A 26710-nucleotide genomic window follows, 5' to 3' on the forward strand; every position below is an offset into this window, starting at 1 on the left:
GTTACTCCTTAATCTCCTGGCATAATTCAATTAACACACCATTCGTGCCTTTTGGATGCAGGAAACACACTAGTTTGTTATCGGCTCCCCGTTTGGGTACTTCATTCACTAACGTAAACCCTTCGTTTTTTAGCCGTTCCATTTCGGCCTTAATGTCATCTACCTCAAAGGCGACATGATGAATTCCCTCCCCTTTCTTCTCCAGAAACCGGGCAATCGCACTCTCAGAGCTAGTAGCTTCAAGCAGTTCTATTTTTGTCTGATTCACCTGAAAAAACGACGTCGTTACATTCTCTGACTCAATCGTTTCCGATTTATAGGGCGCAACGTTTAGTAGCTTGGTAAACAGGTCGTTTGATGCGGCAATATCCCGTACGGCAATTCCGATATGTTCAACATTGGTCAGCATGGGTATAGAAAGAACTTTTCCGTTTGGCCGAAAGTTATAGAGAAAGCATCGATATGCGTCAAATTTGACTCAATTACAACTATGGTTACGGTTTCAGAAATTGCTAAGAATAAAATTGTCGAACTACGTCAGAAAGACGGTCTTGGCGAAGACTATGCGATTCGTGTAGGCGTGCAGGGTGGAGGCTGTTCAGGTTTAATGTATGATTTACAGTTTGATGCCAAGCAGCAACCAACCGATCACGTTGTTGAAGATAAAGGAGTCAAGATTCTGGTAGACCGGAAAAGCCTGCTATACCTGGCTGGCACCGAACTTGATTTTTCGGATGGCCTGAATGGTAAAGGCTTCCAGTTCAAAAACCCGAACGCCAGTCGTACCTGCGGTTGCGGTGAAAGTTTCGCCGTTTAACTGGTAATGCGACCAGCATTATCAGCCCTATATACATTGCCCTGATTTCAAAAAGTCGCTACGTAGCGACTTTTTTATTTTTGGTGGATTGCGACCTTTATAAAAATTTCGCAGTCAGTCGCTTAAATCTATAGATCCCGGTTATGCAAGCCAAGCCCGTTAGCCATTCACGCACTACGCTCACTGAGTTGATGATTCCGTCCTACGCCAACTTTGGTGGTCATGTACATGGGGGAACACTACTCTCGCTCATGGATAAAGTGGCGTATGCCTGTGCAGCCAAACATGCGGGGCAATATTGCGTAACAGTTTCTGTAGATGGCGTCAACTTCCGCCAGCCGGTTGATGTCGGCGAACTGGTATCCTTCATGGCTTCCGTTAACTACGTTGGTCGCACGTCACTGGTGGTGGGAATCAAAGTAGTGGCTGAGAACGTAAAATCAAGGACAGTGAAGCACACGAATACTAGTTACTTCACGATGGTCGCAAAAGACGATGATGACCGGCCAACGGAGGTACCCCCTCTCCTGCTGGAAACGCCTGAAGACGTACGCCGTTTTCTGGAAGCGATGAAACGAAAAGAGCTTCGAGCTTCTTTCGCAGAATTTTTCGACTCGGCCAGACCACATATGCTAGTCGATGAGAACGTTAACAAGCTGACCAATGAACGCTGCCAGCTAGCCGATGGATTAGTCATGTAGAGACACATCCTTGCCGGTCCGCCGATGCGTCTTTACAATTCTCCCCGAACGATCTTTGCCCCCGCTACCATGTTCGCTAGTTTTTGCTTAGAAGCCCAACGGGCAGTTTGGCTCAAACCACAATCGGGCGCAACGGCTAATTTCTCGGCAGGTACGTATGGCAGGCATTTACGAATACGTTCTGCTACATCTTCAGGTGTTTCGATATAATAGCTTTTCACGTCGATTACACCCACTGCTACGTCGAATTTTTCAGCGAACCGTTCCAGCAGATTGACTTCAGCAAAATTCAGTACGGTCATTTCCGTATGAAGTTCGTCGACGTTCATGTCCAGAAAATCAGGGAGCATTGGCGCGATAGTCTTTTTACCCACCGAACGCCCTTTGTAATTACCGAAACACAGATGCATTGATAATCGTGTTTTACCGACGCCCGGCGCAACTGTCCGGTTGAAAATATCGACGAATCGCTTCGTGTCCTCACGATACGCGTAGCATGACATCGATGGTTCATCCACGCAAATTTCAGGTACGCCAAGCGCAACCAGAGTCTCGATTTCCTTATTGACTAACGGTAGCAGGGCCTCCGTTACGTCCCAGCGATCTTTGTATAAACTTCCCGGTAACAACCGTCCACTGAGCGTATAGGGACCGGGAATGGAAACTTTCAACCCCTGCCCTTCTGGCGCTAACCGTTTCAGACGTAAATATTCCTCGACTACGCCCAATCCTTTAGGCGCTGTCAGTGGTTCAACGATGTTATGCTTCCCGCGTTGGTCGTGCGCGGGCGGGCCAAATCGCCGGAGTTCGGTTTCGTTGTTTTGAATACCGTTGATGTAGCCGTAGAACGACAGGTTAAAGTCAAATCGGGTCTGTTCGCCATCGCTAATGACATCCAGACCCGCTGTTACCTGGTCATGAACGGAAGCCACGACTGCATCTTCAATCATTTCGTTGATATCGGCCGGACCAAACTGTGCCAGATGCTGACTGGAGAATTCGAGCCAGCCAGGAAACGGCATCGATCCGACAACGGTGGTTTTAATAGGAATGGGTTGCACTACGTATCTGAGTTTTATATAACTTTTCTCAAGAAAAGCGGTAAACTAAACGATATACTCCCACCAAAGCATATTCTCTATCCGATCAAACAACCGAAACCCATTCTTTTCCAGTACTTTCTGCGAAGCTACGTTCTCCGTTTCGGTATCGGCAACTACGCGTTGGACAGTCGACTGCTGTTGAGCCCAGTTGACTAAGCCCCCTACCATTTCGGTCATGTATCCCTTTCGATGAAGGGCTGGATACGTACCATAACCGATTTCGATGGTCCCTGTTTCGTCGGGTTCACCTTTGAACTTAGCTTCGGCCACAATTTGCTGCTTCTGACGATCAATGGCAATCCACATGGTATGAAAGAGCGGATCTAAGGCAGGGTCTTGCAGACGGGGAATCGTAAAATACGTAATGATACTCAATACGGGTTCTGATACCACCCGCTGCCCTTTTTGTAAGCCCAGATTCTCTTCCAATCGGTGATTATCAGCGATGTGCAAATGAAGCTGCTCAAGCGTCAATGGAATCAGCGTTAAACGTGTCGTCTCGATCATGGTTCCTGCGTTTAAAGTTGTCCTTCGCTTACACTCCATCCGCCATCTACGGTTAGTAGTTGCCCAGTTGTGAAAGCCGAGTAATCGGACATAAAATAAACAGCGGCTCCATCCAGATCGCTGGGTTGCCCAATACGTCCTCCATCGAGTGGCTGCTTTGTTTTCGTGAAAGCCATAATTGTATCGTCTTTCGCTGCCCGCTGCGCCATCGGTGTTTCAACCAACGCCGGGGCCAGTACGTTAGCCCGTATGTTCTCCCTAGCGTAATAAGCCGCTATAGATTTTGTAAAGCCGATTACCGCCGATTTAACAGCTGCATAGGCATGCGTAGCGAAAAAAGCAGGTGATGGACTTGACCCCAGTACAGAGCCCATGTTGAGGATAGTGCCGCCTGATTGCTGCGCCTGAAAGGCACGAACAGCGGCCTGATTCGAGAGCATTAACGAAGTAAGATTGAGATTAATCGTGTAGTTCCAGCCGTCAAGTGTTAACTCATGTAAAGGGCCATCGCCAAATCGACGACCGCTTCCGCCTGCTACGTGGTAGAGTCCATCAAAACCGCCAAAAATCTGCTGGCAAAGGGCAATTGCTTTAGGAGCCGTTTGTGAATCAGCGGCATCACCAGACATAGCCAGTCCATTACCATCCAGTTGTTGTTCGGCTGTTGCACAGCTTTCGGCATTTCGCCCAACGACGACGACCTGAGCGCCCTCACGCACGAATGCCAGTGCGGCCGATAAACCTATACCCGTCGTACCACCGATGATAACAATTTTTTTAGAGTCTAACCACATTGACTGAACGAAATGAAGTTCTGAAACAAGAAACGGAATAGATTATAAGCAGCCAATCTATTCCGTCCAAAACTAACCGATTATACGAGGTCGCGTTCACTAATCTTCCCGGTCTGCTTATCTTTCAGAATGACTTTATGGCGTCCATCGTGCGTCACTTCCTCTTTAATCAGATAATGTTGCTCATCGTAATCGACTAACGTAGTCTCCTGTGTAAGGCCTTCCTGACCGCGCCAGACAGGTAGATTGACTTTCTCCCATTGCTTCGTTTCGGCCGATTTATAAGCGGCATCCAGCACAGCATTGACTACGTAACCATCGTAGAACGTTTCGGCAGCCTCCCGACCCTCTTCCTGGGATTTAAACATGTCGGTAAACATGTGGTTGTAGCCAAGATCGTTCACTTCGTCGCCAACAGGGAATAGCCAACCTGTCGTTGATTCAGCTTTTTCAGCTACGTAGTCAGCCCCTTTACCGGTTGTGAACATCTCGAAGCCTGTCCGCAGGAAATTATTGATCCAGATCGTGCCTTCGGTGCCCATCACTTCGTCTCGGAGATCCATGCCACCCCGGAATGTCCAGCTCACTTCGAACTGCCCGATAGCGCCGTTTTCATATTTTACAAGCGCAATCGCATGATCTTCAGCATCAATGGGTTTTACCTGCGTAGCAGCCCAACACATTACCTCAACGGGTCTTACGTCCTTGCCAATAAAATTCCGGGCAATTTCAACACAATGGCACCCCAGATCGAGCATACAACCGCCCCCAGCCTGCTCTTTGTCCCAAAACCAGTCAGAGTGTGGACCAGGGTGCGTTTCGCGAGACTTTGCCCAGAGAATACGGCCTAAAGCGCCATTTTTAACGCTATCCAACGCCTTCAGAAACTTAGGCGTATAACATAAATCTTCGAGATAACCGGCAAAAATGCCTGCTTCCTCAACGGTTTGCATCATTCGCAGCGCTTCTTCGGCGTTACGTCCCAGCGGTTTTGTGCACACGACTGATTTCTTGTGTTTAGCGCAAAGATTGACCGCTGTTTCGTGAATATTATTCGGTAAGGCTACGCAAACCATATCGACGTCAGGGTGAGCAATGACTTCCTCCATATCAGTCGAAGCAAAGTCACAGCCGTAATTAGCTTTAAACTTATCGGCGGTTTCCTGACGGCGGGCATAAATAGCGACAACCTTGTCGCGACTACGTTGTCCGTGGATGGAATCGGCATAGAAGCGCCCGATGAAGCCTCCACCAAGCATAGCGATACGTTGCATAATCAAAGGTTTAGATAAAAGTTAATCTGTACTTTCGTAGCGTTAAAGATGAGAAATCTCTGCTGATTACTTAATTCATGCCCAACATTTTTGATATCCATACCATTTTCTTTACCGTCTGGGATTATCCCATGAGTTATCTGGAGTTCTTCGGCGTTATCAGTGGATCGGTGGCTACCTGGCTGGCTGCGCGTGCACACGTATGGAGCTGGCCGATCGGTGCAGCCAGTGTGTTGCTATTTTTCTTCTTATTCTATCAGATTCAACTCTATCCAGACATGTTTTTGCAGGTGTTCTTTTTTGTTACCAATCTGCATGGCTGGTGGCGCTGGACACATCCAACCCTCGAAGAAGCGGATCAACGTAATGAGTTACGTATCACTCGCTTAGTGGGACGACCTTTAGTTCTCGTTCTAGCTGGAGGAGTTGTTGCTACGTTGATCATGGGTGCGTTTGCACAGAACCTTCACGTCTGGTTTCCAGTGCTATTCAGTAAACCCAGCGCTTTTCCTTATCTCGACTCTTTCACGACCGTCATGAGCATTATCGGTACGTTCATGATGATTCACAAAAAGCTGGAATGCTGGTGGGTTTGGTTAGTTATCGACATCATCAGTACGTATATGTATTTCACAAAGGGAGTTAAACTGGTTGGGATCGAATACGCTATTTTTTGTCTGATTGCTTTTCAGGGCGCCTGGTATTGGACACGTGAGTATAAGGGCTATGAACAACTCGAACCCTCATGATTATTGGCCTGGTTTCAGTAAGCTTGTGCCGGTTCATAATGGCCATCGGGCGTTGATTGACTTCGCTCACAAATTCTGTGATTGGCTGATCGTATTCATAACTGTTATGCCTAAAATAGTACTCCGTCGAAACGCCAACTCCGTTGGCTGACAGAATTACCAGTTCCTTACCTGGCTACCGAAGTCGGAGTAGAGTCAGACGATTTTGCGACCTTACCTAATCACTTTGACCTACGGCGAGCCTAGATATTCACTCGATTTCAGCATGAATTCAATCGACGAAAAGAACCTTACAAATTGGTAAGTGGTTCAGGCGAAAAACGCCGAAAATCGGTAGAATCTATAAAAGAATAGCTACTTGCTTATTCGTGAAAACTCTCTATAAAATTGTACGTTTCTTATATAGGCAATTATAAGTCAATGTGTATAAAATAAGACTTTTCAAAGAAATTTCACTTATAAACCACTGATAGTTATGATATTACCAATTTTGCACTATAATTTTGCAAAAAGAACCAAACTATAAACCTCTATGGCAGTTGCCAAACAATTTCTCAAAAGCAAACCCCTTGCAAAAGTAACGTTTGAGTTGTCGGCGGAAGCCGTCAATGGTGCTAAGACGGTCGCTCTGGCCGGTGAATTCAATGGCTGGGATGCCTCTGCAGCAGCCTTGAAAAAGCAAAAAGATGGTTCATATAAGGCTACGGTTGAATTACCAGTTGGTGGCGAGTATCAATATCGCTACGTACTGGACGGCACCACATGGATCAATGATTGGGCTGCTGACAAATACGTAGCCAGTGGTGTTTCGGGTGAAGAGAACTCGGTTGTTGTTCTTTAAGAAAGACTTTTACGAAATAAAAAAGGGTAATCAGTGGTTTATGACCAGTCTGATTACCCTTTTTGTGTTGAACGATAAAGCTGTTTTTATACCGCGAAGCTATCTGATTCAACATACGCTTTGATAAGTGCCAACTCTCCTTCTTTACCGGGCTTCGAATTGCCGTGTTCCATCCCGAAAATAAACTCTTTTTTGTCAGCCTTCTGCTTGTCGTAAATATACTTGAATACGTTTTTGTAGTTGATTTCACCAGTCGTCGGTTCTTTACGTCCGGGGTTGTCGCCAATCTGAAAATACCCTATCTCGCTCCAGCACCAGTTGATGTGCGGAATAATGTGGCCCTCGTTCTTCTGCATGTGGTAGATATCGAAGAGAATTTTACAGGCAGGGCTATTCACCGCGCGGCAAATTTCGTACGTCTGGTCGGAGGTACGCAAAAATAAGTTAGGCGTATCGCTCAGAGGCTCCAGCACCATAGCCACTCCGGCAGGAGCCAGAATATCGGCACCCCGACGTAACGCATCGATGACGTGGCCAGTTTGAATGCCAATGGGCAAATTACGCTCGAAATCCCCCGGTACAACCGTCGTAAACTTGGCATTAACCCGTTTCGCCGTTTCGACCGCTTTCTTGCAACCGTTCAGGAAAATGTCGACGAACTCCTGCTTACCGGTTGCCAGCGAGTTCTGGGAGTTACCGCCCTTATCAAGCACGAACACGCCCATTGTCATTCCTAAACGAGTCATTTCTTCACCAATTTTCGTCTGTAGCGCCGGATCTCGTCCCATCATGCCGTTGTCTTCCAGGGCTGTGAAGCCCATGTCGGCCATGAATTTGAGCTGGTCGATGAGATCCTTTCCCGCGCTGTTTTCAAACATGCCAAAGTGGGGGGCGTACTTAAGCTTAAAATTATTTTTGGCCAAAAAATTGGGTTGCGAATGCCAATTAGCCGCTAAAGATTCGCCAGATACGGCAGCAGTCAGCGCTAAGCCAGTTGCATTAAGTGTTGATTTTACAAAGTTGCGTCGTTGCATGATGGATATGTTAACCGATACGTCGGCCCGGCAATTCGTCGGCCTGGCGGAATTGAACGGACTAGTTCAATCTTAGTTTCTGTTTCTTTTTAAACTAGCTAAATAATCAACTAAATCTACTAATTCCTGTGTGCTCATGGTTTCTTGCAAGCCCGATGGCATCATTGACGAATCAATCTGTTTCATGGACACTACGTCAGACATTTTATAGTTCTGGACCACACCACCCGGAAATTTCATTTGTAGATCGGTTTCGGTTTTACTGGACACGATGCCGGTCATCGAGCTACCATCTTTAAATTTAACGTCCCATCCTTCAAACCCAAAGCTGATCCCTGCATCCGGGTGAAGAATAGCCAGGTATTGCCCTTCTTTTGGCAGTTTGGAACCGATTTCTGAAAGCTTCGGACCGAAATCCATACCCTCACTATTGACCTGATGGCAGGTTGAGCAGTTGTTCTTAAAGACGACACTACCTTTGGCGGCATCACCCGTCATCGCCAGCAACTCAGTCATCGTAGGCAGCTTTTTCCCCCCGGCACTTTGGCTGCCGTCTAGGAAGCTGGCCGCTTTCTGCCGAATATTTTTGCGCCAGTCGTTGCTTACGCCCTGTACCGCAGCTTTCTTATAATCGCCTTTAATATCGCCGGATGTCAACAGAGCCACGACCTGATCTGCCCCGTCAATACTGCCACCTAACGAGCGTGTTGCTTCCTTCCGCAATGCTACTGGTCTTTTTTCATCTAACGCTACTGTTTTCAAAATGTCGATAGACTCTTTGTTGCCCACCCGACGTAATGCCATAAGCATGTTGGTTGCAGCATCGGGGTCATTACCATTAACGACTTCCCAAACCATTGGTCCACCGCCCTGTTTCAGTAATTGCCGAGCGGCATCACGCCCCATCATATCCATCGATTTTTGCACAGCCAGTTGTTTCAGATGTGCATTCTCACCGGTTGGCTCATAACGGCTCACCAGTTCAATGTATTCTGGAGTTCCGTATATGTCGTTCATGAGTTTCATGAGCGCCGTTGACGCTACAGACGATTTCTTGACAAACTCGGGATCAAGATGTCGCAAGGCTAGTTTCGTTACGTCAGCGGCTGACGTTTCGGTTGACCCACTGTTCGCCTGTAGAATCGCCAATAATGCCGTTGATTTTTCGGAAGCACCGGGATTAAAATCGAATGCGCGAAAGTACCGCAGGCGCTGGCTCAGGTCAACGGCTGGATCACCCGCTAATTTAGCCAGCATCGGTACCGATTCTTTCGTTCGCGCCCGCCAGACAATGTCCCGGCCAGCTGCGCTAGTCAGCGGATCATTTTGCTTCGCCCAGGCCGTATAATACGTATCCCAGTTATTATCAGCCCCGATACCGAGAGCCTCCAGATACCAGCGATCTTTCCCATCATACTGTTTGGCTAGTTGCGCCCACAACTCAGGTGCTTCGGGTGAGGTATTTCGACGTAACGCAATGATGCATTCGCGACGTACCTGTGCATCGGGATCATTGACGAGCTGCTTAACGTAGGGGATAATATTGTCTTTCCGTTCGCGAGCCGCCCTTAGCGCCGTAATCCGCAAATCTGGATTGTCGCTTTTCAGAGCTATCTCGATGTATTTGGTGCCTTTATCCAGTTTGCTCAGCAACCACAATGCACGCGCCTGCATACGCGGATTGTCGGATGACTTGTAGAGTTTTGCCAGCGGTTTTTCAGCTTTTTTGTCCATGTCACGCAGCTTCTGCCAGCCCGCATACCGAATAGACATGTTCGGACTTTGGAGCGCTTCTATAGTACCATCGACAGTCGTTACGTCTACTTTAGGCATTGTATACGGCGAGTTGGGTGGAGCTACGCGGTATACACGCCCGCGATTCTGATCGCCCGCCTGGTGGCCACCTACACCGGGATCGTACCAGTCGGCAATGATGAGCGAACCATCGGGCGCAATACAAACATCAGCCGGGCGAAACCACTGATCCCGAGCGCCTTCCAGTACATTTACGATTTCAGCTTTGTAACCAGCGCCATTTTTCTGCACAGGATACGATCGTACTACGTTAGGGCCGGCGTCGCAGTGAATAACCTGGTTGCGGAAAACTTCGGGCAAGAGTTTCCCTTCATAAACGATAATACCCGTCGGCGAACCAGCTCCCGTTTGTAATAGATTCGGTACCACACCCGGATCGTTGAGGTGCCAGTGACGCTGAGGAATTTCAGGTTCTAGATTGTCGCGATTTGCCTGCCAGCCTGCGCCCGTCATTTCGTCGGTATAGCCATAATTGCCATACTCCATTACGTAGTTGATCCGAACGCCTTTGTTACCATCATCGTCGTTGTCTGACTGCCATAACGTACCGTACGAATCAACAGCGACTTCATAGTTGTTCCGAAAATTCTGCCCGAGCACCTCTACGTTTTTGCCGTCGGGATCACACCGGAACACCATTCCCTGTTTGAAATTCTCTTTGTTAATGGTTTTGCCCGTAGCAATATCAACAACCGCATTCTTGTCTTTATCTAGCAGTTGTCCACCTTCGTTCCCAAAGTTGAAATACCATTTTCCATCGGGGCCAAAAACGAAGGTGTGCATACCATGATCGTGCTGTTGCCCACCAATACCCGTAAACAGTAACTCTTTTCTGTCGGCTTTATCATCGCCATTGTCGTCAGTTAGTACCCAAACGTTCGGGCTGTCTGAAACGATTACCTTGTTGCCCTGTACCCAGATTCCGAGGGGTGATTCAATGTCAGGGCCCTGATAAAATACTTTACTGGCATCGGCCTTCCCATCCCCGTTTGTATCTTCCAGAATGACAATCCGGTCGCCTTCTTTACGGGTTGGATTACCGTTGATTGCCGGTCGATAGTTGTAGGCTTCGCAAACCCATACACGTCCTCGGGCGTCTACATCGATGTCCGTCGGATTGGTCAGCATTGGTTCTGAGGCAAAGAGCGTTGCCTCTAAACCCGGCGCTACGTTCAGGCTACCAACGGCATATTTGGGATCGTGTTTATCGTCGTCATTTAATTGAGCGAACAACTGAGTTAAATAACGACTCGAAGCGGCATTGAGGTTTCGGTTCTGATAAGCACCAACGAATACACCTCCTATGAGCAATGCCGATGCAGAAACAGCGATTGCCCGGCGTGAAACCCTTAAGCGTTTAGCAATTAAAAATGACTTCATCATTTGACGTAGAAAAGGAGGCTTCGGGTTAGGAACAGGAAAGTCAACTACGTAAAAATAACTAAACAGCGCTTTTATACCCATTGAGTAGGCAATTTTTACGGTCAATTTGATCTAGGTATAGTACTAATTTTAGATTCTTTTCTGTAGCATTGCATCGCCACATTGGCAAATCACTACTAACACCTTTACTACTATGGGATTTTTGTATTCTATTTTAATCGGTGGCATCGCTGGTTATCTGGCCAGCGTTATCATGGAAAGCCACAATTCAGCGTTTATTAACATTCTGCTAGGTATTTTCGGCGGATTGGTTGGCGGTTTTATTGCCAAGCGGCTTGGGAATGACCCTGACAACGACGGACTCTTAATGAATCTACTGATTTCAGTAGGCGGGGCTATCGTACTCATTTTTATTGGACGCTTATTCTAGATGTTTTCAGTCATAAAAAAGGCTCGTGTTGGTAGCACGAGCCTTTTTTATGGCATATCTGTTTGCTAATCCTGCAGTGTTAGGTCCTGATATAAAAAGCCTGTATCCCAGCCAGCGTCGGTTTTCTCACTGGCGTCAGTACTGGCTGAAACTTCGTAAACTCGCCTGACAACCTCTCCTTTTTGGTATACTATAGGCGATGAGAAAATAGGACCATCGAATACAAAGGAATGATACTCACCGTTTTCGCCACAAGGATCAACGGTTTTAGGCAAGCTCCTCAATAAATCCAGTGACAGTTCCTGACCTACCAACTCAGCGCTTAGGTACTTTTCATTAACACAGACCAACACAGCCCGGAAGCCCAGATCAACAAATTCATGTATCAATTCGGTCGTGTTACGTTGCCAGAGCGGGAATATGGCTTTCAAACCAACCTTCTGCAACTGCTCTTCTCGATAGAGCCGTAGATCTTCCAGGAAAATATCACCGAAGATGGAATGCGTAACACCGTCCGCCCAGAAAGGCTGAAGCGTTTTCTGCATATATGCATCATACGCTTCCATCGACACATCTCCCGGCAGATTCATCCTATTCAGTGGCAAACCTAGCCGACCTGCCTGAGCGGCCAGTAATTCAGTTCTTACGCCGTGCATACTCACACGACCATAGTGCGCATTGACGCTGGTCAATAAACTCTGAATGTCCCACTGATCCGATTGAAGAATATGATACAGGGCGAGAGCTGAATCTTTACCCCCGCTCCAGTTCATAATCGCCCGTTGTCGGCTCATCGAAAATAAAAGCCTGAAGGCGCAATCTCTGCTCTAACCGAATCAACTAAGGCACCAGTTTCCTCATAGCGGATCACGTAACCCGCCTGTGTATAAAGTGCCGGATATTGACTACCATACAATCGGCCAGTCAGCGGATCAACTCCCAAGGCACTAAATGCCCGATTAAAGACTAAATTCGCCGTAGAAGCCGTCGTTTCGTTAATCGAGAACTTATACGTCCGGTTGCTGGCCGAGTAAAAAAATGTTCTCTTATCGCGGCTTAAAGCTACAGCGGTCGGTGTAGCTGGAAGTGTTATCCGTTTCGAAATAGCTCGGGTACTAACGACCATCTGAATCATTTCTTTCCCGGCTAACACCCACAAATTACCATCAGCATCTAAAGCAATAGGTTGTGGCGCAGTACTGAACAAAGTGCTAATCCGCTCTTTAACTTCGTTGGTCTCGGTATTGATAACCGCCAGTGTTTTGTCGCCACTATAGCTAACGCTTCCGGCAAACACTTCGTTACCCGCTACTACCATGGCTTCAACCCCTTTCACAGCCGCAATCTTTTTCGTAACTGTACCGCTGTTCAGATCAACGACGGCTATATAGCCTGGGTCTTTAAAGAAGGTTCCGGCAGAGAAATCGCCAGATACGTCCCAACAACTGACGTATGCCTTATTTAGACCAGCCTGAACAACCCGGCGCGGATTTTCAATGTCTGGTGTCTTTAAAGTAGTCCGGGTTTTAAACGTACCCGACTCAACAATTTCAACCTTGTCCTGTCCGGGGGTGGTATTATCGACCAGCAAAAGTCCTTTCCCGTTCACTTCCGTATAGTCCTGCACTCCTCCGCTGATTTTTAAATCCGCGTTAGCCTGTACGAAAATGTTAGTCAATACGGTATTACTGGTTCGAGGTAGATACGAAAGCGTTCCGTTGTTGCTACTAAAGTTACCTTGATTGATAATATAAACACCTGTATCATAGAGAGATGGTTCTGGATCGGAGGTTTTACAGTTCCATACGATCAGCGCCAGTAAGCTTAGCGCAATTCCTTTGGTCAATTGCTTTTTCATAAAGTATTAGATGGAAAATTAATAAATAGGTTGAGCGCCCAGTTACGCCCCGGCATTGCATTTTGCTTTACGTTGATGATTAGTGTATCAAATAGGTTATTGATCTGACCCTGTAGCCGAACGGGTACGGGACCTAGCCTGGCTGTCGTTTCCAGCAGCACGCTTGTTAACGTAACACCCTTAAAAAATTGGCTGTTATCGAATGTGACGTACCGGCGCGACGTCGTTTGTGATTGGATGGTCAGACGAGTTCGGCCGTACTGCACATACGCATTGAGCGTACCCATATGAATCGGTACATAAGGTAGTTGTTTACCTACAACATCCTGCGAATACGTATCATAAGCCCTCTCCTGCGATGTGCGCGTTAGTCCGTAACCTGTGCGCAAACCCGCCCGCCACTTATTCTGGACGTACGTCAACGCAGTGGTTAACTCACCCCCTCGCGCAACAACAAGCTGAAGATTTTCGACGTGATAATTTTTGGCGGGATTCCAATACGACCAATCATCTACACGATTGTGATAAGCAGTGGCTTCAGCCGTTAAATGTAAATGATCTGAGAACGTAACGGCAGCGGCCAATCCACCTTCAATATTGACTCCTCGCTCAGGGCGCAAATCAGGATTGCCGAGTACAAGCCAGTAGCGTTCGTTAAGGGTAGGGACGCGGTAGCTGTATCCCACCGACCCTTTAGCCGTTAGGACCAGTGCATCATGTTGTATGATTTTGTACTCAGCACCCAATGAAGGCGTCAGAGGAGGATTGAAGCGGGTGACGAACGCTTGCCGGAGATTAGCTGACACTAACCATCGGCTTGTCTGGAGACGTAGCAGCGCGTATAAATCCTGCCGGTTTTCCGTAATAAGATTTCCGCCATACCCATCCGTGCGTGTTCGATAATGCGACCACTCACCACCAATCCGAAGCGTTAAGTTACTACGTTGTTTGGTAGGCCAAAACGAAAACTCCCGTTCGACACGGCCAATGTATCGATCGGTCTCTGTATGGCTAGGTTGCTCAAAATTACCTTTCCCATAATCGATTATGTCGCGAATCCATCCTAGCCGGACCGTCATTCGATTGGCTTCGTACGTTGTCAGAAACCGGGCCGATTGCGTTCGGGTGCGCTCACGTGCGATAAGATCCTGAGGCGTAATGATTAGGTCGTTATCCGTCAACCACACGTTGACTGACACTTGCCGTCCGCTTTTGTGCCGAAAAAACAAATCCTGCACCAAACCTCGCTGCGCCGTTGTTGATGGTTCAACAAAATAGCCTTTACGCTCCCGATATGGGTAATCATTATTAATCTGATTTCTATAGCCAAACGTTCGTCCCGAAAATTGCCACGATTCCCCCAGCGCTCCTCCATAGCGAACGCCAATCTGCGTCTGATTATTCCGAAAAGAAGCTATCTGCTGGCCGATCGTTACGCCTAATTTCTGCTTCCAGTCCGGACTACTGCCCAACAAAATACTCCCACCAACGGCATCGGAACCAACCACACAGCCCCCCGATCCGTATTGCACCGACAACCGGTCGAAACCCGCAATTGGTAACGTAGAAAAATCCGTCTGTCCCAGATTGGGTTGATTGATGTTAATACCATTCCAAAGCACCGCGGTATGATTAGCCGACGTACCCCGAAATGAAACGGTGGCTAACTGACCGGGACCGTAGTTCTTGAAGGCCAGTGGCGTGTTATAAGTCAATAAATCCGTTAGTGAACTGAACCGAAACTGAAGCAAGGTCGTCGAGTCAATTTGCTGAAGCTTCTGGCCCGCTAAAAACCGCTCAGGTGCAATCGCTCGCACAGTCACTGCCGACAACGAGACGACAGGGCTCGTTTGCAATGAATTTATTGATGACGAATCCGTCTGCGCAAAACTATCCTGGCCGATCAGCAAACTGACAAACAGGCTAATTATTCGCCAATACAGGGATAGTTTTCCCACGTTGATTACTAAAAAAGATAGGTGCTGAAACGCTGGATTGCCACTACAGCACGCGGTCAGGGCGTTTCCTCCGAACACCAGAACAGCGGTGGTCATCGGCAGGTCTCCTGGCTTGTCTCATCGGCTCGAACCTTCCCGCACGATTGATCAGTGCAGTGGTCACGTAGAATGAACCGACTTTTCTAGAGACTTACAGTTGCGGGGACAGCGTCGGTTTCGCACCAACTTCCCTTTTAAGCCGTGAAAGTCGCTACGAAGCGACATCAGGCACCGAAAACTCAGGACAAAAGTAAAGAAATTTGCGGAATGTTGTAGCTTGGGCAGCTATGTCCGGGAAATTTATAAACCTGGTCTATAGTCAGACGTAGCCATCCAGGCTACATTTATAATTCTAAGGAGATTATATGAATCAATCGCTTTGGTCGCTAGAGAGTCAACGTGCGCTTGTAACCGGAGGCACGAAAGGAATTGGAGAAGCCATTGTCCGTCAGTTTCTTGATTTAGGAGCGGCTGTATTTATCGTAGCCCGTGATCATAACTTGCTACATGAACAATTAACTACGTATCGACAACAGGGCCACATTGTCGATGGGATAGCCGCTGATGTAAGTCAACCAGGTATAGCCGCTCAAATCATAGAGACTGTGAAAACAAAGTGGGGAGCGCTGGATATTTTGGTAAACAATGCAGGGACGAATATCCGTAAACCTACCGCTGACTACAGCTCAGCCGATTATGATCATATAGTAAACACGAACCTGCGTTCGGCGTATGAACTGAGCCAGGCGGCTTATCCACTTCTCAAACGGTCAGAGCAGGATCATCCGGTCGGGGGAAGGATTATTTTTGTTTCGTCCGTATCGGGCTTGTCGCATACCAGTAGCGGTTCACTTTATGGAATGACCAAAGCTGCTTTATTACAACTTACCCGTAATCTTGCTGTCGAGTGGGCACCTGACGGTATTCGGGTCAATGCGGTTGCCCCCTGGTACATCAATACGCCGTTGGCATCACCCGTTCTGACGAATCCGGAAAAGTTAACGGGTATTTTGAAACGAACACCGATGAACCGAATCGGTGAGCCAGAAGAAGTAGCTTCAGTCGTTTCGTTTCTCAGCATGCCCGCGTCGGGATACGTTACCGGTCAGACTATTTCAGTAGACGGTGGGTTATTGGCATGGGCGTTTTAAATCCCAGCCACCATGGCTTTCATTTTCGTCATCGCTGTATTCGCTACAGTTTGAGCTTCCTGCGCATAATATACTTTGTTGAATACTTCAAGCGACAGTACAATGGGCATATCTGTACGTTTGATCAGCTTCAACGTATCACGGATAGGTGCAACCCCGTCACCAGGAAACACACGATCTGCATCGGTAATTTTCTCTTTCGTAAAATCGGCGGTATAATCATTCACGTGAAAGACTTCAATAGCGGACTTTCCTACCAATGGCAGACTAACAGAGCCAGAACCGCCTTTATATAGATGGTAAATGTCCAGCAAGACTCTTGCGGAGGGATGAGCACTTTCAATTGCCACAAACATAACTTCACCCAGGCGACTCAAATTGGGAGAAAATCCCCACAATTCTAGCTGCGGAACAACCCCTGTTTTATCCCCTAATTCTAAAATAGCACGATAGCGCTCAGCGGCTTTATGCAAATCAACTTTAGGGCTTCCAGGCGATTGGGCTCCTACCGGTGGGGTTGCTACGCGTTTACAGCCTATTTCAGCCAGCATTTCCATCTCACCTTTGAGTTGCTCAAGACCTTTAGCACGAGCGGAGTCATCATCTATAATCCAGGGGGCGAACCCAATAGCATTTTCAACTTTTATTCCAGTGTCTGCCAGTATTTTACGCGCACTAACAGCCGTACCACCATTCTTAAGATATTGCTGTAACGTTTCAATCCATATCTCAACGGATCTAAACCCAGCCTTTGAGGCCACTTCCATTTCCTTTACGAATCCAAGTTTATGACCTCGGATGGTACTCATATTCAAGCAAATCGTAAAAGAAGGCTGAGCAGCCGGAGTAGCTTTTGCTGTACTTAAAGAAAGAGATGCACCTACAGAAGCAGTCAAAGCGGCCAGGGTTTGACGACGTGTTAAAGACTGAGCCATAATTAATGATAAGAGAATTCAGCTGTTTAAAGATTATAGAATAAATCAGAAAAGCGAATAAACCTACTGTTTCTAGCGAGAATCGGCGGTACTGACCTTTCGAATAAGGTTGCTCAGTAAAGCTATATGGACAGTCTTTGCAACCATGTAATTAGTACAGTAAACTTCTCCATCAACCATTATTTAAAACTTCTTTAAAATAATTTTTCCATTTCTATTAATTATTTTCTACTTTTGCACTCCCAAACTCAGAATTCGAGTTAACGACATACGAGGGTGAAGGTCCGCTCAGGAAACCACATCTGACTTTTCGGCAAACAAACCTTGCATTGCATCGTTCTGTCTGCCACTTGAGGTCAGGTGCAACGCGCCCGACCTTTTTTTATGTTGTTTTCAGGGCTGATTTTTAGGAAGATATAGGATTCGTCTAATTATTTCTCTAATTTTGCGGCCCGATTCAGAAGGTCTGAGGTCGGAAAGAGTATCTAAATTTTACCTGCTTACTTTAAACAAACACAAATGTCTGGTTTAATTGGCAAGAAAATCGGGATGACCAGTGTGTACAATGCGGACGGGCAGGCTCTGGCATGTACAGTCATTGAAACGGGTCCCTGTGTCGTAACTCAAGTACGTAGCGTCGAGAAAGATGGCTACAAAGCTGTGCAGCTGGGTTATGGCGACAAGAAAGAAAAGCACAGCAACAAGCCGGAGTTGGGCCACTTCAAGAAAGCGGGTACCACGCCCAAGCGCAAACTGGTCGAATTTAAAGAATTCGAGAAAGAGCTAAATCTGGGCGAAACACTTACGGTAGCCGACGTATTTACTGAAGCTGACTTCGTTGACGTAGTTGGAACAGCAAAAGGTCGTGGTTTCCAAGGCGTTGTGAAACGTCACGGATTCGGTGGTGTGGGCGGTCAAACGCACGGTCAGCACAACCGGGGTCGTCACCCAGGTTCGATCGGTGCCTGCTCGTTCCCATCGCGCGTGTTCAAAGGTCTTCGTATGGCCGGCCGGATGGGCGGCAACCGCGTAACGGTGCAAAACCTGCGTGTTCTTCGTATTCTGCCTGAGCAAAATCTGCTCGTTGTTAGCGGTTCGATTCCCGGAGCCAAAAATTCATACGTTATTATCGAGAAGTAGGTCATGGAAGTAATCGTATATAACAGCAAGGGCGTAGACACAGGCAAAAAGGTCACCCTTCCAGAAGAGGTTTTTGGGATTGAGCCAAACCAACACGCGATCTACCTCGACGTAAAACAGTACCTGGCAAATCAACGTCAGGGAACGCATAAATCGAAAGAGCGTGCTGAAGTGTCTCGTTCGACCCGCAAACTGAAGAAGCAAAAAGGAACAGGTGGTGCTCGCGCTGGTAGTGCAAAGTCGCCCGTTTTCGTAGGTGGTGGTACAGTCTTCGGACCACGTCCCCGCGATTATAGCTTCAAACTGAACAAAAAAGTAAAAGCGCTAGCTCGTCAGTCAGCTTATGCTGTAAAAGCAAAAGCTGAGAAGATATCAGTCATCGACAGCATCACGCTGGAAGCCCCCCGCACGAAAGATTACATTCAGTTTCTGAATGATTTAAATCTAACGGGGCGTAAAACGTTGCTCATTCTGCCTGACGTGAATACAAACGTCGTGCTATCGAGCCGAAACGTACAAAAAGCGAAGGTGACGACTGCTTCACAGGTTAATACTTATGACCTAATGAACGCTGATCAACTGCTCATTAGTGAAGAAGCGCTGTCAACTATTCAATCGTTGTTCGAAAAATAATCATGAGCATACTGAAACGACCAATCGTCACGGAGAAAATGACGGGCCTTAACAAGCAGGGGAAGTATGCTTTTGAGGTTGATCTAAAAGCCAACAAACTCGAGATCGGTAAAGCCATCGAGAAAATGTATGGCGTTAATGTTGAATCTGTAAACACGATCCGGGTTTTCGGAAAGCGTCGCAGCAAAAACATCAACGGGCGAGTTGTATCGGGTAAAACCCCTACTACGAAAAAAGCAATCGTAACGGTTGCAGAGGGCGAAGTAATTGATATTTACGCTGACCTGTAAACCGAGCGTTGCTCTACCAATTAATCAGTCATGGGAGTTAAAAAACTAAGACCAATAACGCCGAGTACACGTTTTCGCGTGGCACCCGACTTTGCGGAAATAACAGCCTCCAAGCCAGAAAAAAGTCTGCTGGAGCCCATTAAGAGAACCGGGGGCCGTAATAGCGAAGGTCACCGCACTATGCGCTACATTGGTGGGGGTCATAAGCGGCACTACCGTATTATTGACTTCAAGCGCGACAAAGTCGGCCAATCTGCCGAAGTTTTGACTATAGAATATGATCCTAACCGTTCAGCCCGCATCTCCTTGGTGCAATACGCTGATGGTGAAAAACGCTACATCATTGCCCCGCAAGGTATTGTTGTTGGCCAAAAGATCCAATCAGGTGAAGGTTCAACACCTGACGTAGGTAACGCGCTGCCATTAGCTGCCATGCCTATTGGTACCATCGTTCATAACATTGAATTGGTTCCTGGTAAAGGCGGTTCGATGGCGCGTTCGGCAGGTACATATGCGCAGTTGGTTGGTCGTGAAGATAAGTACGCTATCCTGCGTCTTCCTTCAGGCGAAACTCGCCGGGTATTAAGTGCCGGAATGGCGACAGTTGGTTCGGTATCAAACCCAGACCACATGAACGTAGTAGTAGGTAAGGCTGGTCGGAACCGTTGGTTAGGTCGTCGTCCCCGCGTTCGTGCCGTAGTTATGAACCCTGTCGATCACCCAATGGGTGGTGGTGAAGGCCGGGCTTCCGGTGGTCACCCACGTTCACGAAATGGCCAGTTTGCTAAAGGTCAAAAGACCCGCAATAAAAACAAGGCATCTGAAAGCATGATTATTAGCCGACGCAAAAAGTAACAGATAACAATGGCACGTTCACTCAAAAAAGGCCCATATATTGATTTCCGCCTGGATAATAAAGTCCAAACGCAGAATGATTCGGGCAAGAAATCGGTCATCAAAACCTGGTCGCGTCGTTCGATGATTTCGCCGGATTTCGTAGGCCACACCTTCGCTGTGCATAACGGTAACAAGTTTATACCGGTATACGTAACGGAAAACATGGTAGGTCACAAGCTAGGCGAATTCTCACCAACTCGCAACTTCCGGGGGCACACCGCAAAAAAAGACAAGGGCAAACGATAAACTAGCAGAGGGCTTTTGGCAGAGAGCAGAGGGTAATTTTAAATCCTCATGCTTCATGTCCCGAGTCACAAGCCAAAAAACATGGAAGCAGTAGCAAGACTTAAAGATGTGCCCACGTCGCCCCGTAAGATGCGGTTAATTGCTGATCTAATTCGTGGTCAGCGCGTTAGCCGGGCGTTGGGTCTGTTAAAATATCAGCCACAGGCTGGTGCCGCCATATTGCAGAAAGTGCTTTTGTCGGCCGTTGCCAACTGGCAGCAAAAGAATGAGAATGAGCGTATCGAAGACGCTGACCTTTTTGTAAAAACGATTTTTGTGGATGGCGGCCCGATGTTAAAACGTCTGCGTCCAGCTCCACAAGGTCGCGGTCACCGGATTCGGAAGCGGTCGAACCATATCACAATTGTGATTGATAGTGCAGCTCAAGCTGTATTGAACTCGGCAGAAGCAGAAACCTCTGAAAACGAACAATAAGTAAGAAATGGGACAAAAAATAAATCCAATTGGCCTGCGACTTGGTATTGTTCGAGGCTGGGAATCAAGCTGGTACGGAGGTAAAGAATTTTCGGAAAAACTCGTTGAAGACGAAAAAATCCGGAAGTACGTAGCGGCCCGTATCCCGAAAGGTGCCATTGCTCGGGTAGTTATCGAGCGTACGCTGAAGCGCGTTACGTTAACAATTCATACAGCTCGTCCGGGTATTGTGATTGGTAAAGGCGGTGGAGAGGTCGATAAGATTAAGGAAGAGTTAAAGAAGATCACGGGCAAAGATGTCCAGATCAACATCTTCGAAATCAAACGGCCAGAAATTGATGCTAAGTTGGTTGGTGAAGCTATTGCTCAGCAATTACAAGCTCGTATCTCCTTCCGTCGTGCTATGAAGCAAGCTATTCAATCAGCTCTTCGTGTTGGCGCACAAGGTATCAAAGTAAAGGTATCAGGTCGTTTAGGCGGTGCTGAGATTGCTCGCTCAGAACAATATAAAGAAGGTCGCGTACCTCTTCATACGCTACGTGCTGATATTGATTACGCAATTTCTGAAGCACAAACAGTTTACGGTAAAATCGGCATTAAGGTGTGGATTTTCAAAGGCGAAGTTTATGGCAAACGCGATCTGTCGCCAGCAGCCATGATGAGCCAGGCACAAGCCGGTGAACGCTCAGCGTCTGCAAATGACCGTGGCGACCGTCGTGGTCCTCGTGGCGACCGTGATGGTAATGAACGTGGTGGTCGCAACCGTGGCGAACGTGGTGGTGATCGTGGCGGTAACAACCGTGGTGGCGGTGGTCAAGGTGGCCAGGGCGGTAACCGTGGTGGTGGTCAAGGTGGCAACCGTGGCGGAGGTCAGGGTGGCAATCGTGGCGGAGGAGCAAGACGATAAATTCAGTCGCCAGCGGTTAATCTACAGTCGTTATGAACAATACGCTGTCGGTTAAACACTATCGACTCCAACTTTTAGAGCTATGTTACAGCCAAAAAGAACAAAATTCCGCAAGCAACATAAAGGAAGGATTCCGGGTATCGCATCGCGCGGGCATGAAATCTCCTTCGGTACATTCGGTATCAAATCATTGGAACCAGGTCGTATTACCGCCCGCCAGATTGAAGCCGCTCGTATTTCCGTTACACGGGCCATGAAACGTGAAGGCCAGGTTTGGATTCGCATTTTTCCCGATAAGCCAATTACAAAGAAACCGGCTGAAGTACGGATGGGTAAAGGTAAAGGTGCTCCCGAATACTGGGTAGCTGTAGTGAAGCCCGGCACGATTATGTTCGAAGCAACGGGGGTTGATTTAGCAACGGGCATGGAAGCCCTGCGCTTAGCTGCTCAGAAGTTGCCCGTTCGGACCAAATTTGTGGTTCGGCGTGATTACCAGGAGCAAGTCGAGGAATAGTACCCTAAGCGACGAACAAGATGAAAAAAGAAGATTTAAAAGGATTGTCGGCTGACCAGCTACGTACCGAGATTGGTGCTGAGCAGGACCGAATGCTGAAACTAAAGTTTGCACATGCTGTATCTCCTATTGAGAACCCCATGCGCATTCGCGAGAGCCGCAAACGGATTGCTCGCCTGAATACGGAACTGACAGCTAAATCGCGGCAAGCCTAATAAGACACGACGATGGAAGAGCAACAAGCACCAGCACCGCAGGAAGAAGTAAACGCTCCAGCGGCAGCAGCGACAAAAGAACAGCCGGCGGCATCCGCTCCCACAACGAGCGAAGCCCAATCGGCGTCGGAGCGTAACGCTCGGAAAGAGCGTATCGGACGGGTGACTAGCAATAAGATGCAGAAAACTATAACGGTTTCTATTGACCGTAAAGTGAAGCACCCGTTGTACCATAAGTTTCAGACTAAGACGAAGAAACTGACGGTTCATGATGAAAATAATGAGTGTGGTATCGGCGATACGGTTCGTGTCATGGAAACCCGCCCATTGAGTAAAAATAAGCGTTGGAGGTTAGTCGAAATTATCGAAAAGGCGAAGTAAGCCATGGTACAGCAAGAATCAAGATTAGGAGTAGCCGATAACAGTGGCGCGAAAGAAGTGCTAGTTATCCGCGTTCTGGGCGGTACAGGTAAGCGATATGCATCAGTCGGTGACAAGATTGTCGTGACAGTAAAGCAAGCCCTGTCGTCCAGCAACATGAAAAAGGGTACAGTATCGAAGGCCGTTGTTGTCCGGACTAAGAAGGAAGTACGTCGGAAAGACGGTTCATACATCCGTTTTGAAGACAACGCAGCCGTGTTGCTCAATAATAACGATGAGCCGCGTGGTACTCGAATTTTTGGACCTGTAGCCCGCGAATTGCGTGAGAAGCAATTCATGAAAATCGTATCGTTAGCCCCAGAGGTACTGTAAGCAATGGAAAAGAAAATAACGCTACCGAAACACAAGTTCCACATCAAGACGGGCGATACGGTCGTCGTGATTGGCGGTAACTCGAAAGGCCAGCGCGGAGTGGTGAAAGAAGTAATCGTTGAGAAAGATCGTGCCCGTGTTGAGGGTGTCGCTATGATTACAAAGCACCTAAAGCCAACAGCTTCTAATCCGCAAGGGAGCCTGGAAAAAACGGAAGGGTCAATTCACATTAGTAATCTGAAGCTAGTTGATGCAGCCACCGGTGAACCTACCCGCACGGGTCGTAAGTTGAATGATAAGGGTAAACTGCAACGGTTTTCTAAGAAAACTGGCAATTTTATTCCTGACGTCCGTAAATAATAAAGGTCTAAAAAAATGGCAACGCCAAGACTGAAAGAGAAATATTTAAGCGAGATCGTACCTCTATTGAGAGACAAATTTCAGTATAAGTCGGTTATGCAAGTACCGCGTCTAAGCAAAATTGTCATCAACAAAGGTATTGGAGCCGCTGTCGCCGATAAAAAATTGGTAGACGTAGGTGTCGAAGAACTAACGACCATCACGGGTCAGAAAGCTGTTCCGACCATGTCGAAGAAAGCCGTTTCGAACTTCAAACTACGGGAAAAAATGCCCATTGGTGCGAAAGTAACGTTACGCGGTCAAAAAATGTACGAATTTCTGGATCGATTGACATCAGTATCGTTACCTCGCGTTCGTGACTTCAAAGGTATCAGCGACAAAGGATTCGATGGTCGTGGTAATTATACGTTCGGTGTGCAGGAGCAAATCATCTTCCCTGAAATCAGTATCGATAAAGTAGCCCGTATTTCAGGAATGGATATCACATTTGTGACGACCGCGAATTCCGACAATGAAAGCTACGAATTACTGAAAGCTATGGGAATGCCGTTTGCTAAAAGTGGTAAATAATAACCGACACAAAGGCTAAGATAATGGCAAAAGAATCAATCAAAGCACGGGAACGGAAACGCGAAGCGTTAGTTGCCAAATATGCCGCGAAACGTAAGGCTCTCAAAGAGGCTGGTGACTATATCGGTCTGGATAAACTCCCTAAAAACGCATCGCCAGTTCGTCTGCACAACCGTTGTAAGCTAACAGGTCGCCCTAGAGGCTATATGCGCAAATTCGGTATTTCGCGGGTAACATTCCGGGAAATGGCATCAGCGGGTAAAATTCCAGGTGTAACCAAGGCAAGCTGGTAATTCCAGATTCCATTTCTATTTGTAATTCAGTTTCCGTAATTTTGCGAACTTTCTTGGAAACAGGGGTTTGCAAGTAACGCAACGCTAAGAATGAATACAGACCCAATAGCAGATTACCTGACTCGTGTCAGAAACGCCATCCGGGCAAAGCACCGGGTTGTAGAGATCCCTGCTTCCAATATAAAGAAAGAAATTACTAAGGTTTTGTACGAAAAAGGCTATATCCAGAACTATAAGTTTGATGATAGTACGCCACAGGGAAGCATCAAAATTGCTCTGAAGTACAATCCTACAACGAAGCAGTCCGCTATCGTTGACCTACAGCGTATTAGCCGTCCAGGTCTGCGTCAATATCGGGGTGCTGATAATCTGCCACGTATCTACAATGGCTTAGGTGTTGCAATCATCTCGACCTCAAAAGGCGTGATGACCGACAAGGAAGCGAAGACGCTGAACGTTGGTGGAGAGGTATTATGTTACGTATATTAATCCGAACTGAACGATGTCACGCATAGGTAAGAAACCCATCGCTCTGCCCAGCAACGTAACGTTGTCTGTCGACGATCAAAACGTCGTAACGGTAAAAGGGCCCAAAGGCACCCTGACCCAATCGGTTAATCCGGACATTTCGGTAGCAGTCGAAGACGGACAGATTCAAGTATCACGTCCTACAGAGCAGAAGCGCCACAAAGCCCTGCACGGTTTATACCGTTCATTGGTAAACAATATGGTAATGGGCGTAAGTGAAGGCTTTAAACTTAACCTTGAAGTAATTGGGGTAGGTTATAAAGCATCGGTAGCAAATAACGTTCTTGAACTACAACTGGGCTACTCGCACAACGTGTATGTAGCAGTTCCAGAGGAAATAAAAGTGACAGCTGTTACCGAGAAAGGACAAAATCCGAAAGTATATCTGGAAGGCTCCGATAAACAACTACTTGGTGACGTAGCAGCAAAAATTCGTTCGCTACGTAAAGTTGAGCCTTATAAAGGCAAAGGTATTCGGTTTATTGGTGAGCAAGTTCGCCGGAAAGCAGGTAAATCCTCTTCTAAGAAATAAAGTTTGTAGTTCGGAGCTCGAAGGTCGACGCTTGTGTAACTATGACTATTAAACAAATAATCGCCTATTTGGTCGGAATCAAATAACATGGCAACGAATAAGCAAGAGAGAAGACAGCGGATTAAGTTTGGTATCCGGGCAAAAGTATCGGGTACAGCTGACCGTCCGCGCCTGTCAGTTTTCCGCTCTAACAAAGCAATTTATGCACAACTTATTGATGATGAAGCAGGCCATACATTGGCAGCGGCATCGTCAGTTGAGCTGAAAAGCGAAGCTGAGGGAAATACTATCGAAACAGCAAAAAAAGTAGGCCAACGTTTGGCTGAGAAAGCAGCTGCTCAAAACATCAGCGCAGCTGTATTTGATCGCAACGGCTACTTATATCACGGTAAAGTTAAAGCACTGGCCGATGCAGCCCGCGAGGGTGGCCTTAAGTTCTAAGCAATGAACATCAATTCAGCAAGACCGACAAAATTCAACGAAGCCGACCTGAAGGAAAAGGTTGTTGCCATCAACCGCGTAGCGAAGGTGGTAAAAGGTGGTCGCCGATTTAGTTTCTCGGCGATTGTCGTCGTCGGCGATGGTAATGGTGTCGTTGGTTACGGATTGGGCAAAGCCAATGAAGTAACGGACGCAATTGCCAAAGGGGTAGAAGACGCAAAGAAGAATCTGGTACAGGTTCCACTTTTGAAACGTACGGTTCCTCACGAAATGGAAGGTAAATTCAGTGGTGGCTTCGTCCTGCTAAAGCCAGCCGCTCCCGGTACGGGAGTTATCGCTGGTGGTGCTATGCGGGCCGTGCTTGAATCGGCAGGCATACATGATATCCTTGCGAAATCAAAGGGCTCGTCGAATCCACACAACGTAGTAAAAGCAACGCTTGATGCTTTGTTGAAAATGCGTTTACCGCATCAGGTTGCATTCCAGCGCCAGGTGAGTTTAGCGAAAGTATTTAACGGTTAATCTAAA

Annotated in this window: 36 protein-coding genes and 1 riboswitch; of the genes, 25 read left to right on the forward strand and 11 right to left on the reverse strand. The window is 47.3% G+C overall.

Going from position 1 to position 26710, the window contains the following annotated elements; all coding sequences use genetic code 11:
• Position 1: 1 nt before the first annotated feature.
• The gene (mce, locus tag IC230_RS16715) at positions 2–409 is read right to left on the reverse strand and encodes a methylmalonyl-CoA epimerase (protein WP_191040196.1); all 408 of its coding nucleotides are present in this window, start codon (positions 407–409) and stop codon (positions 2–4) included.
• 81 nt (positions 410–490) lie between these two features.
• Here mce and IC230_RS16720 point away from each other — a divergent pair, with 81 nt between their 5' ends.
• Both IC230_RS16720 and IC230_RS16725 read left to right on the forward strand, forming a co-directional pair.
• Positions 491–817, forward strand: a complete 327-nt coding sequence (locus IC230_RS16720; protein WP_191040197.1) for a HesB/IscA family protein — start codon at positions 491–493, stop codon at positions 815–817.
• A gap of 143 nt (positions 818–960) precedes the next feature.
• On the forward strand, positions 961–1518 hold the full coding sequence (locus IC230_RS16725; RefSeq protein ID WP_191040198.1) for an acyl-CoA thioesterase: 558 nt from the start codon (positions 961–963) through the stop codon (positions 1516–1518).
• Between the two features lie 32 nt (positions 1519–1550).
• On the opposite strand, the gene IC230_RS16730 is transcribed toward IC230_RS16725, so the two are convergent.
• From IC230_RS16730 to IC230_RS16745, 4 genes are all read right to left on the reverse strand, one after another.
• Positions 1551–2579 carry a methionine synthase gene (locus tag IC230_RS16730; RefSeq protein ID WP_191040199.1) on the reverse strand — a complete coding sequence of 343 codons (1029 nt, stop codon included), beginning with the start codon at positions 2577–2579 and terminating at the stop codon, positions 1551–1553.
• A 45-nt stretch (positions 2580–2624) separates the two neighbouring features.
• Positions 2625–3128 (reverse strand): GNAT family N-acetyltransferase, encoded by a 504-nt coding sequence (locus IC230_RS16735; protein ID WP_191040200.1) that lies wholly within the window; start codon positions 3126–3128, stop codon positions 2625–2627.
• Positions 3129–3139: 11 nt separating this feature from the next.
• The gene (locus IC230_RS16740) at positions 3140–3922 is read right to left on the reverse strand and encodes an SDR family NAD(P)-dependent oxidoreductase (RefSeq protein WP_191040201.1); all 783 of its coding nucleotides are present in this window, start codon (positions 3920–3922) and stop codon (positions 3140–3142) included.
• 80 nt (positions 3923–4002) lie between these two features.
• A complete protein-coding gene (locus tag IC230_RS16745; RefSeq protein ID WP_191040202.1) occupies positions 4003–5196 on the reverse strand; it encodes a Gfo/Idh/MocA family protein in 1194 nt (397 codons plus the stop codon).
• Positions 5197–5273: 77 nt separating this feature from the next.
• Between IC230_RS16745 and pnuC the strand changes: the two genes are divergently transcribed.
• The 3 genes from pnuC to IC230_RS16760 all read left to right on the forward strand — a co-directional run bounded on the left by pnuC (position 5274) and on the right by IC230_RS16760 (position 6786).
• The gene (gene pnuC / locus IC230_RS16750; protein WP_191040203.1) at positions 5274–5945 is read left to right on the forward strand and encodes a nicotinamide riboside transporter PnuC; all 672 of its coding nucleotides are present in this window, start codon (positions 5274–5276) and stop codon (positions 5943–5945) included.
• Complete coding sequence (locus IC230_RS34800) at positions 5923–6096, forward strand: adenylyltransferase/cytidyltransferase family protein (protein ID WP_191040204.1); 174 nt, start codon at positions 5923–5925, stop codon at positions 6094–6096. Before pnuC ends, IC230_RS34800 begins: the two co-directional genes overlap by 23 nt.
• Before the next feature lie 381 nt (positions 6097–6477).
• The gene (locus IC230_RS16760) at positions 6478–6786 is read left to right on the forward strand and encodes an isoamylase early set domain-containing protein (RefSeq protein ID WP_191040205.1); all 309 of its coding nucleotides are present in this window, start codon (positions 6478–6480) and stop codon (positions 6784–6786) included.
• Between the two features lie 86 nt (positions 6787–6872).
• On the opposite strand, the gene IC230_RS16765 is transcribed toward IC230_RS16760, so the two are convergent.
• Positions 6873–7820, reverse strand: coding sequence for a hydroxypyruvate isomerase family protein (locus IC230_RS16765; RefSeq protein ID WP_191040206.1), 948 nt, complete (start codon positions 7818–7820; stop codon positions 6873–6875).
• A gap of 72 nt (positions 7821–7892) precedes the next feature.
• The gene (locus IC230_RS16770) at positions 7893–11015 is read right to left on the reverse strand and encodes a PVC-type heme-binding CxxCH protein (RefSeq protein ID WP_191040541.1); all 3123 of its coding nucleotides are present in this window, start codon (positions 11013–11015) and stop codon (positions 7893–7895) included.
• A 196-nt stretch (positions 11016–11211) separates the two neighbouring features.
• On the opposite strand from IC230_RS16770, the gene IC230_RS16775 reads away from it, so the two are divergent.
• Positions 11212–11448 (forward strand): GlsB/YeaQ/YmgE family stress response membrane protein, encoded by a 237-nt coding sequence (locus IC230_RS16775; protein WP_191040207.1) that lies wholly within the window; start codon positions 11212–11214, stop codon positions 11446–11448.
• A gap of 65 nt (positions 11449–11513) precedes the next feature.
• Here IC230_RS16775 and IC230_RS16780 read toward each other — a convergent pair whose 3' ends face one another.
• From IC230_RS16780 to IC230_RS16790, 3 genes are all read right to left on the reverse strand, one after another.
• A complete protein-coding gene (locus IC230_RS16780; RefSeq protein ID WP_191040208.1) occupies positions 11514–12242 on the reverse strand; it encodes a Dph6-related ATP pyrophosphatase in 729 nt (242 codons plus the stop codon).
• The gene (locus IC230_RS16785; RefSeq protein ID WP_191040209.1) at positions 12239–13306 is read right to left on the reverse strand and encodes a YncE family protein; all 1068 of its coding nucleotides are present in this window, start codon (positions 13304–13306) and stop codon (positions 12239–12241) included. Before IC230_RS16785 ends, IC230_RS16780 begins: the two co-directional genes overlap by 4 nt.
• On the reverse strand, positions 13303–15360 hold the full coding sequence (locus IC230_RS16790; RefSeq protein WP_191040210.1) for a TonB-dependent receptor plug domain-containing protein: 2058 nt from the start codon (positions 15358–15360) through the stop codon (positions 13303–13305). Before IC230_RS16790 ends, IC230_RS16785 begins: the two co-directional genes overlap by 4 nt.
• Positions 15345–15554: riboswitch (cobalamin riboswitch) on the reverse strand. (Overlaps the previous gene by 16 nt.)
• A 114-nt stretch (positions 15555–15668) precedes the next feature.
• Between IC230_RS16790 and IC230_RS16795 the strand changes: the two genes are divergently transcribed.
• Positions 15669–16454 carry an SDR family oxidoreductase gene (locus tag IC230_RS16795; protein ID WP_191040211.1) on the forward strand — a complete coding sequence of 262 codons (786 nt, stop codon included), beginning with the start codon at positions 15669–15671 and terminating at the stop codon, positions 16452–16454.
• Here the strand turns inward: IC230_RS16795 and IC230_RS16800 are convergent.
• Positions 16451–17389: a sugar phosphate isomerase/epimerase family protein gene (locus tag IC230_RS16800; RefSeq protein WP_191040212.1), complete on the reverse strand. Its 939-nt coding sequence runs from the start codon at positions 17387–17389 to the stop codon at positions 16451–16453. The genes IC230_RS16795 and IC230_RS16800 overlap by 4 nt on opposite strands.
• A 519-nt stretch (positions 17390–17908) precedes the next feature.
• Between IC230_RS16800 and rplC the strand changes: the two genes are divergently transcribed.
• The 18 genes from rplC (at position 17909) to rpsE (ending at position 26704) form a co-directional block, all read left to right on the forward strand.
• Positions 17909–18529: a 50S ribosomal protein L3 gene (gene rplC, locus IC230_RS16805; RefSeq protein ID WP_191040213.1), complete on the forward strand. Its 621-nt coding sequence runs from the start codon at positions 17909–17911 to the stop codon at positions 18527–18529.
• A 3-nt stretch (positions 18530–18532) separates the two neighbouring features.
• Positions 18533–19162 (forward strand): 50S ribosomal protein L4, encoded by a 630-nt coding sequence (rplD, locus tag IC230_RS16810; RefSeq protein WP_191040214.1) that lies wholly within the window; start codon positions 18533–18535, stop codon positions 19160–19162.
• Between the two features lie 2 nt (positions 19163–19164).
• Entirely contained in the window at positions 19165–19452 is a 288-nt protein-coding gene (rplW, locus tag IC230_RS16815; protein WP_191040215.1) for a 50S ribosomal protein L23, read from the forward strand.
• A 30-nt stretch (positions 19453–19482) separates the two neighbouring features.
• Complete coding sequence (gene rplB, locus IC230_RS16820; protein WP_191040216.1) at positions 19483–20307, forward strand: 50S ribosomal protein L2; 825 nt, start codon at positions 19483–19485, stop codon at positions 20305–20307.
• 9 nt (positions 20308–20316) lie between these two features.
• Entirely contained in the window at positions 20317–20595 is a 279-nt protein-coding gene (rpsS, locus tag IC230_RS16825; protein WP_018618700.1) for a 30S ribosomal protein S19, read from the forward strand.
• Positions 20596–20676: 81 nt separating this feature from the next.
• Positions 20677–21069, forward strand: a complete 393-nt coding sequence (gene rplV / locus IC230_RS16830; RefSeq protein ID WP_191040217.1) for a 50S ribosomal protein L22 — start codon at positions 20677–20679, stop codon at positions 21067–21069.
• Positions 21070–21076: 7 nt separating this feature from the next.
• Positions 21077–21976 carry a 30S ribosomal protein S3 gene (gene rpsC, locus IC230_RS16835; protein ID WP_191040218.1) on the forward strand — a complete coding sequence of 300 codons (900 nt, stop codon included), beginning with the start codon at positions 21077–21079 and terminating at the stop codon, positions 21974–21976.
• An 82-nt stretch (positions 21977–22058) separates the two neighbouring features.
• Entirely contained in the window at positions 22059–22490 is a 432-nt protein-coding gene (gene rplP / locus IC230_RS16840) for a 50S ribosomal protein L16 (RefSeq protein ID WP_191040219.1), read from the forward strand.
• A 20-nt stretch (positions 22491–22510) separates the two neighbouring features.
• The gene (gene rpmC, locus IC230_RS16845) at positions 22511–22705 is read left to right on the forward strand and encodes a 50S ribosomal protein L29 (RefSeq protein WP_191040220.1); all 195 of its coding nucleotides are present in this window, start codon (positions 22511–22513) and stop codon (positions 22703–22705) included.
• A 12-nt stretch (positions 22706–22717) separates the two neighbouring features.
• Entirely contained in the window at positions 22718–23086 is a 369-nt protein-coding gene (rpsQ, locus tag IC230_RS16850) for a 30S ribosomal protein S17 (protein ID WP_191040221.1), read from the forward strand.
• 3 nt (positions 23087–23089) lie between these two features.
• Positions 23090–23458, forward strand: a complete 369-nt coding sequence (rplN, locus tag IC230_RS16855; protein ID WP_012930232.1) for a 50S ribosomal protein L14 — start codon at positions 23090–23092, stop codon at positions 23456–23458.
• Positions 23459–23461: 3 nt separating this feature from the next.
• Complete coding sequence (gene rplX / locus IC230_RS16860) at positions 23462–23818, forward strand: 50S ribosomal protein L24 (RefSeq protein WP_191040222.1); 357 nt, start codon at positions 23462–23464, stop codon at positions 23816–23818.
• Positions 23819–23833: 15 nt separating this feature from the next.
• Positions 23834–24388: a 50S ribosomal protein L5 gene (gene rplE / locus IC230_RS16865; protein ID WP_191040223.1), complete on the forward strand. Its 555-nt coding sequence runs from the start codon at positions 23834–23836 to the stop codon at positions 24386–24388.
• Between the two features lie 23 nt (positions 24389–24411).
• Entirely contained in the window at positions 24412–24681 is a 270-nt protein-coding gene (gene rpsN, locus IC230_RS16870; protein ID WP_020600943.1) for a 30S ribosomal protein S14, read from the forward strand.
• Positions 24682–24771: 90 nt separating this feature from the next.
• Complete coding sequence (gene rpsH, locus IC230_RS16875; RefSeq protein WP_191040224.1) at positions 24772–25170, forward strand: 30S ribosomal protein S8; 399 nt, start codon at positions 24772–24774, stop codon at positions 25168–25170.
• Positions 25171–25183: 13 nt separating this feature from the next.
• On the forward strand, positions 25184–25741 hold the full coding sequence (gene rplF, locus IC230_RS16880) for a 50S ribosomal protein L6 (protein WP_191040225.1): 558 nt from the start codon (positions 25184–25186) through the stop codon (positions 25739–25741).
• A gap of 87 nt (positions 25742–25828) precedes the next feature.
• Positions 25829–26182: a 50S ribosomal protein L18 gene (gene rplR, locus IC230_RS16885; RefSeq protein WP_191040226.1), complete on the forward strand. Its 354-nt coding sequence runs from the start codon at positions 25829–25831 to the stop codon at positions 26180–26182.
• A 3-nt stretch (positions 26183–26185) separates the two neighbouring features.
• On the forward strand, positions 26186–26704 hold the full coding sequence (gene rpsE, locus IC230_RS16890; RefSeq protein ID WP_190888458.1) for a 30S ribosomal protein S5: 519 nt from the start codon (positions 26186–26188) through the stop codon (positions 26702–26704).
• Positions 26705–26710 lie beyond the last annotated feature (6 nt).

The organism is Spirosoma validum (assembly GCF_014699035.1).
GTDB lineage: Bacteria > Bacteroidota > Bacteroidia > Cytophagales > Spirosomataceae > Spirosoma > Spirosoma validum.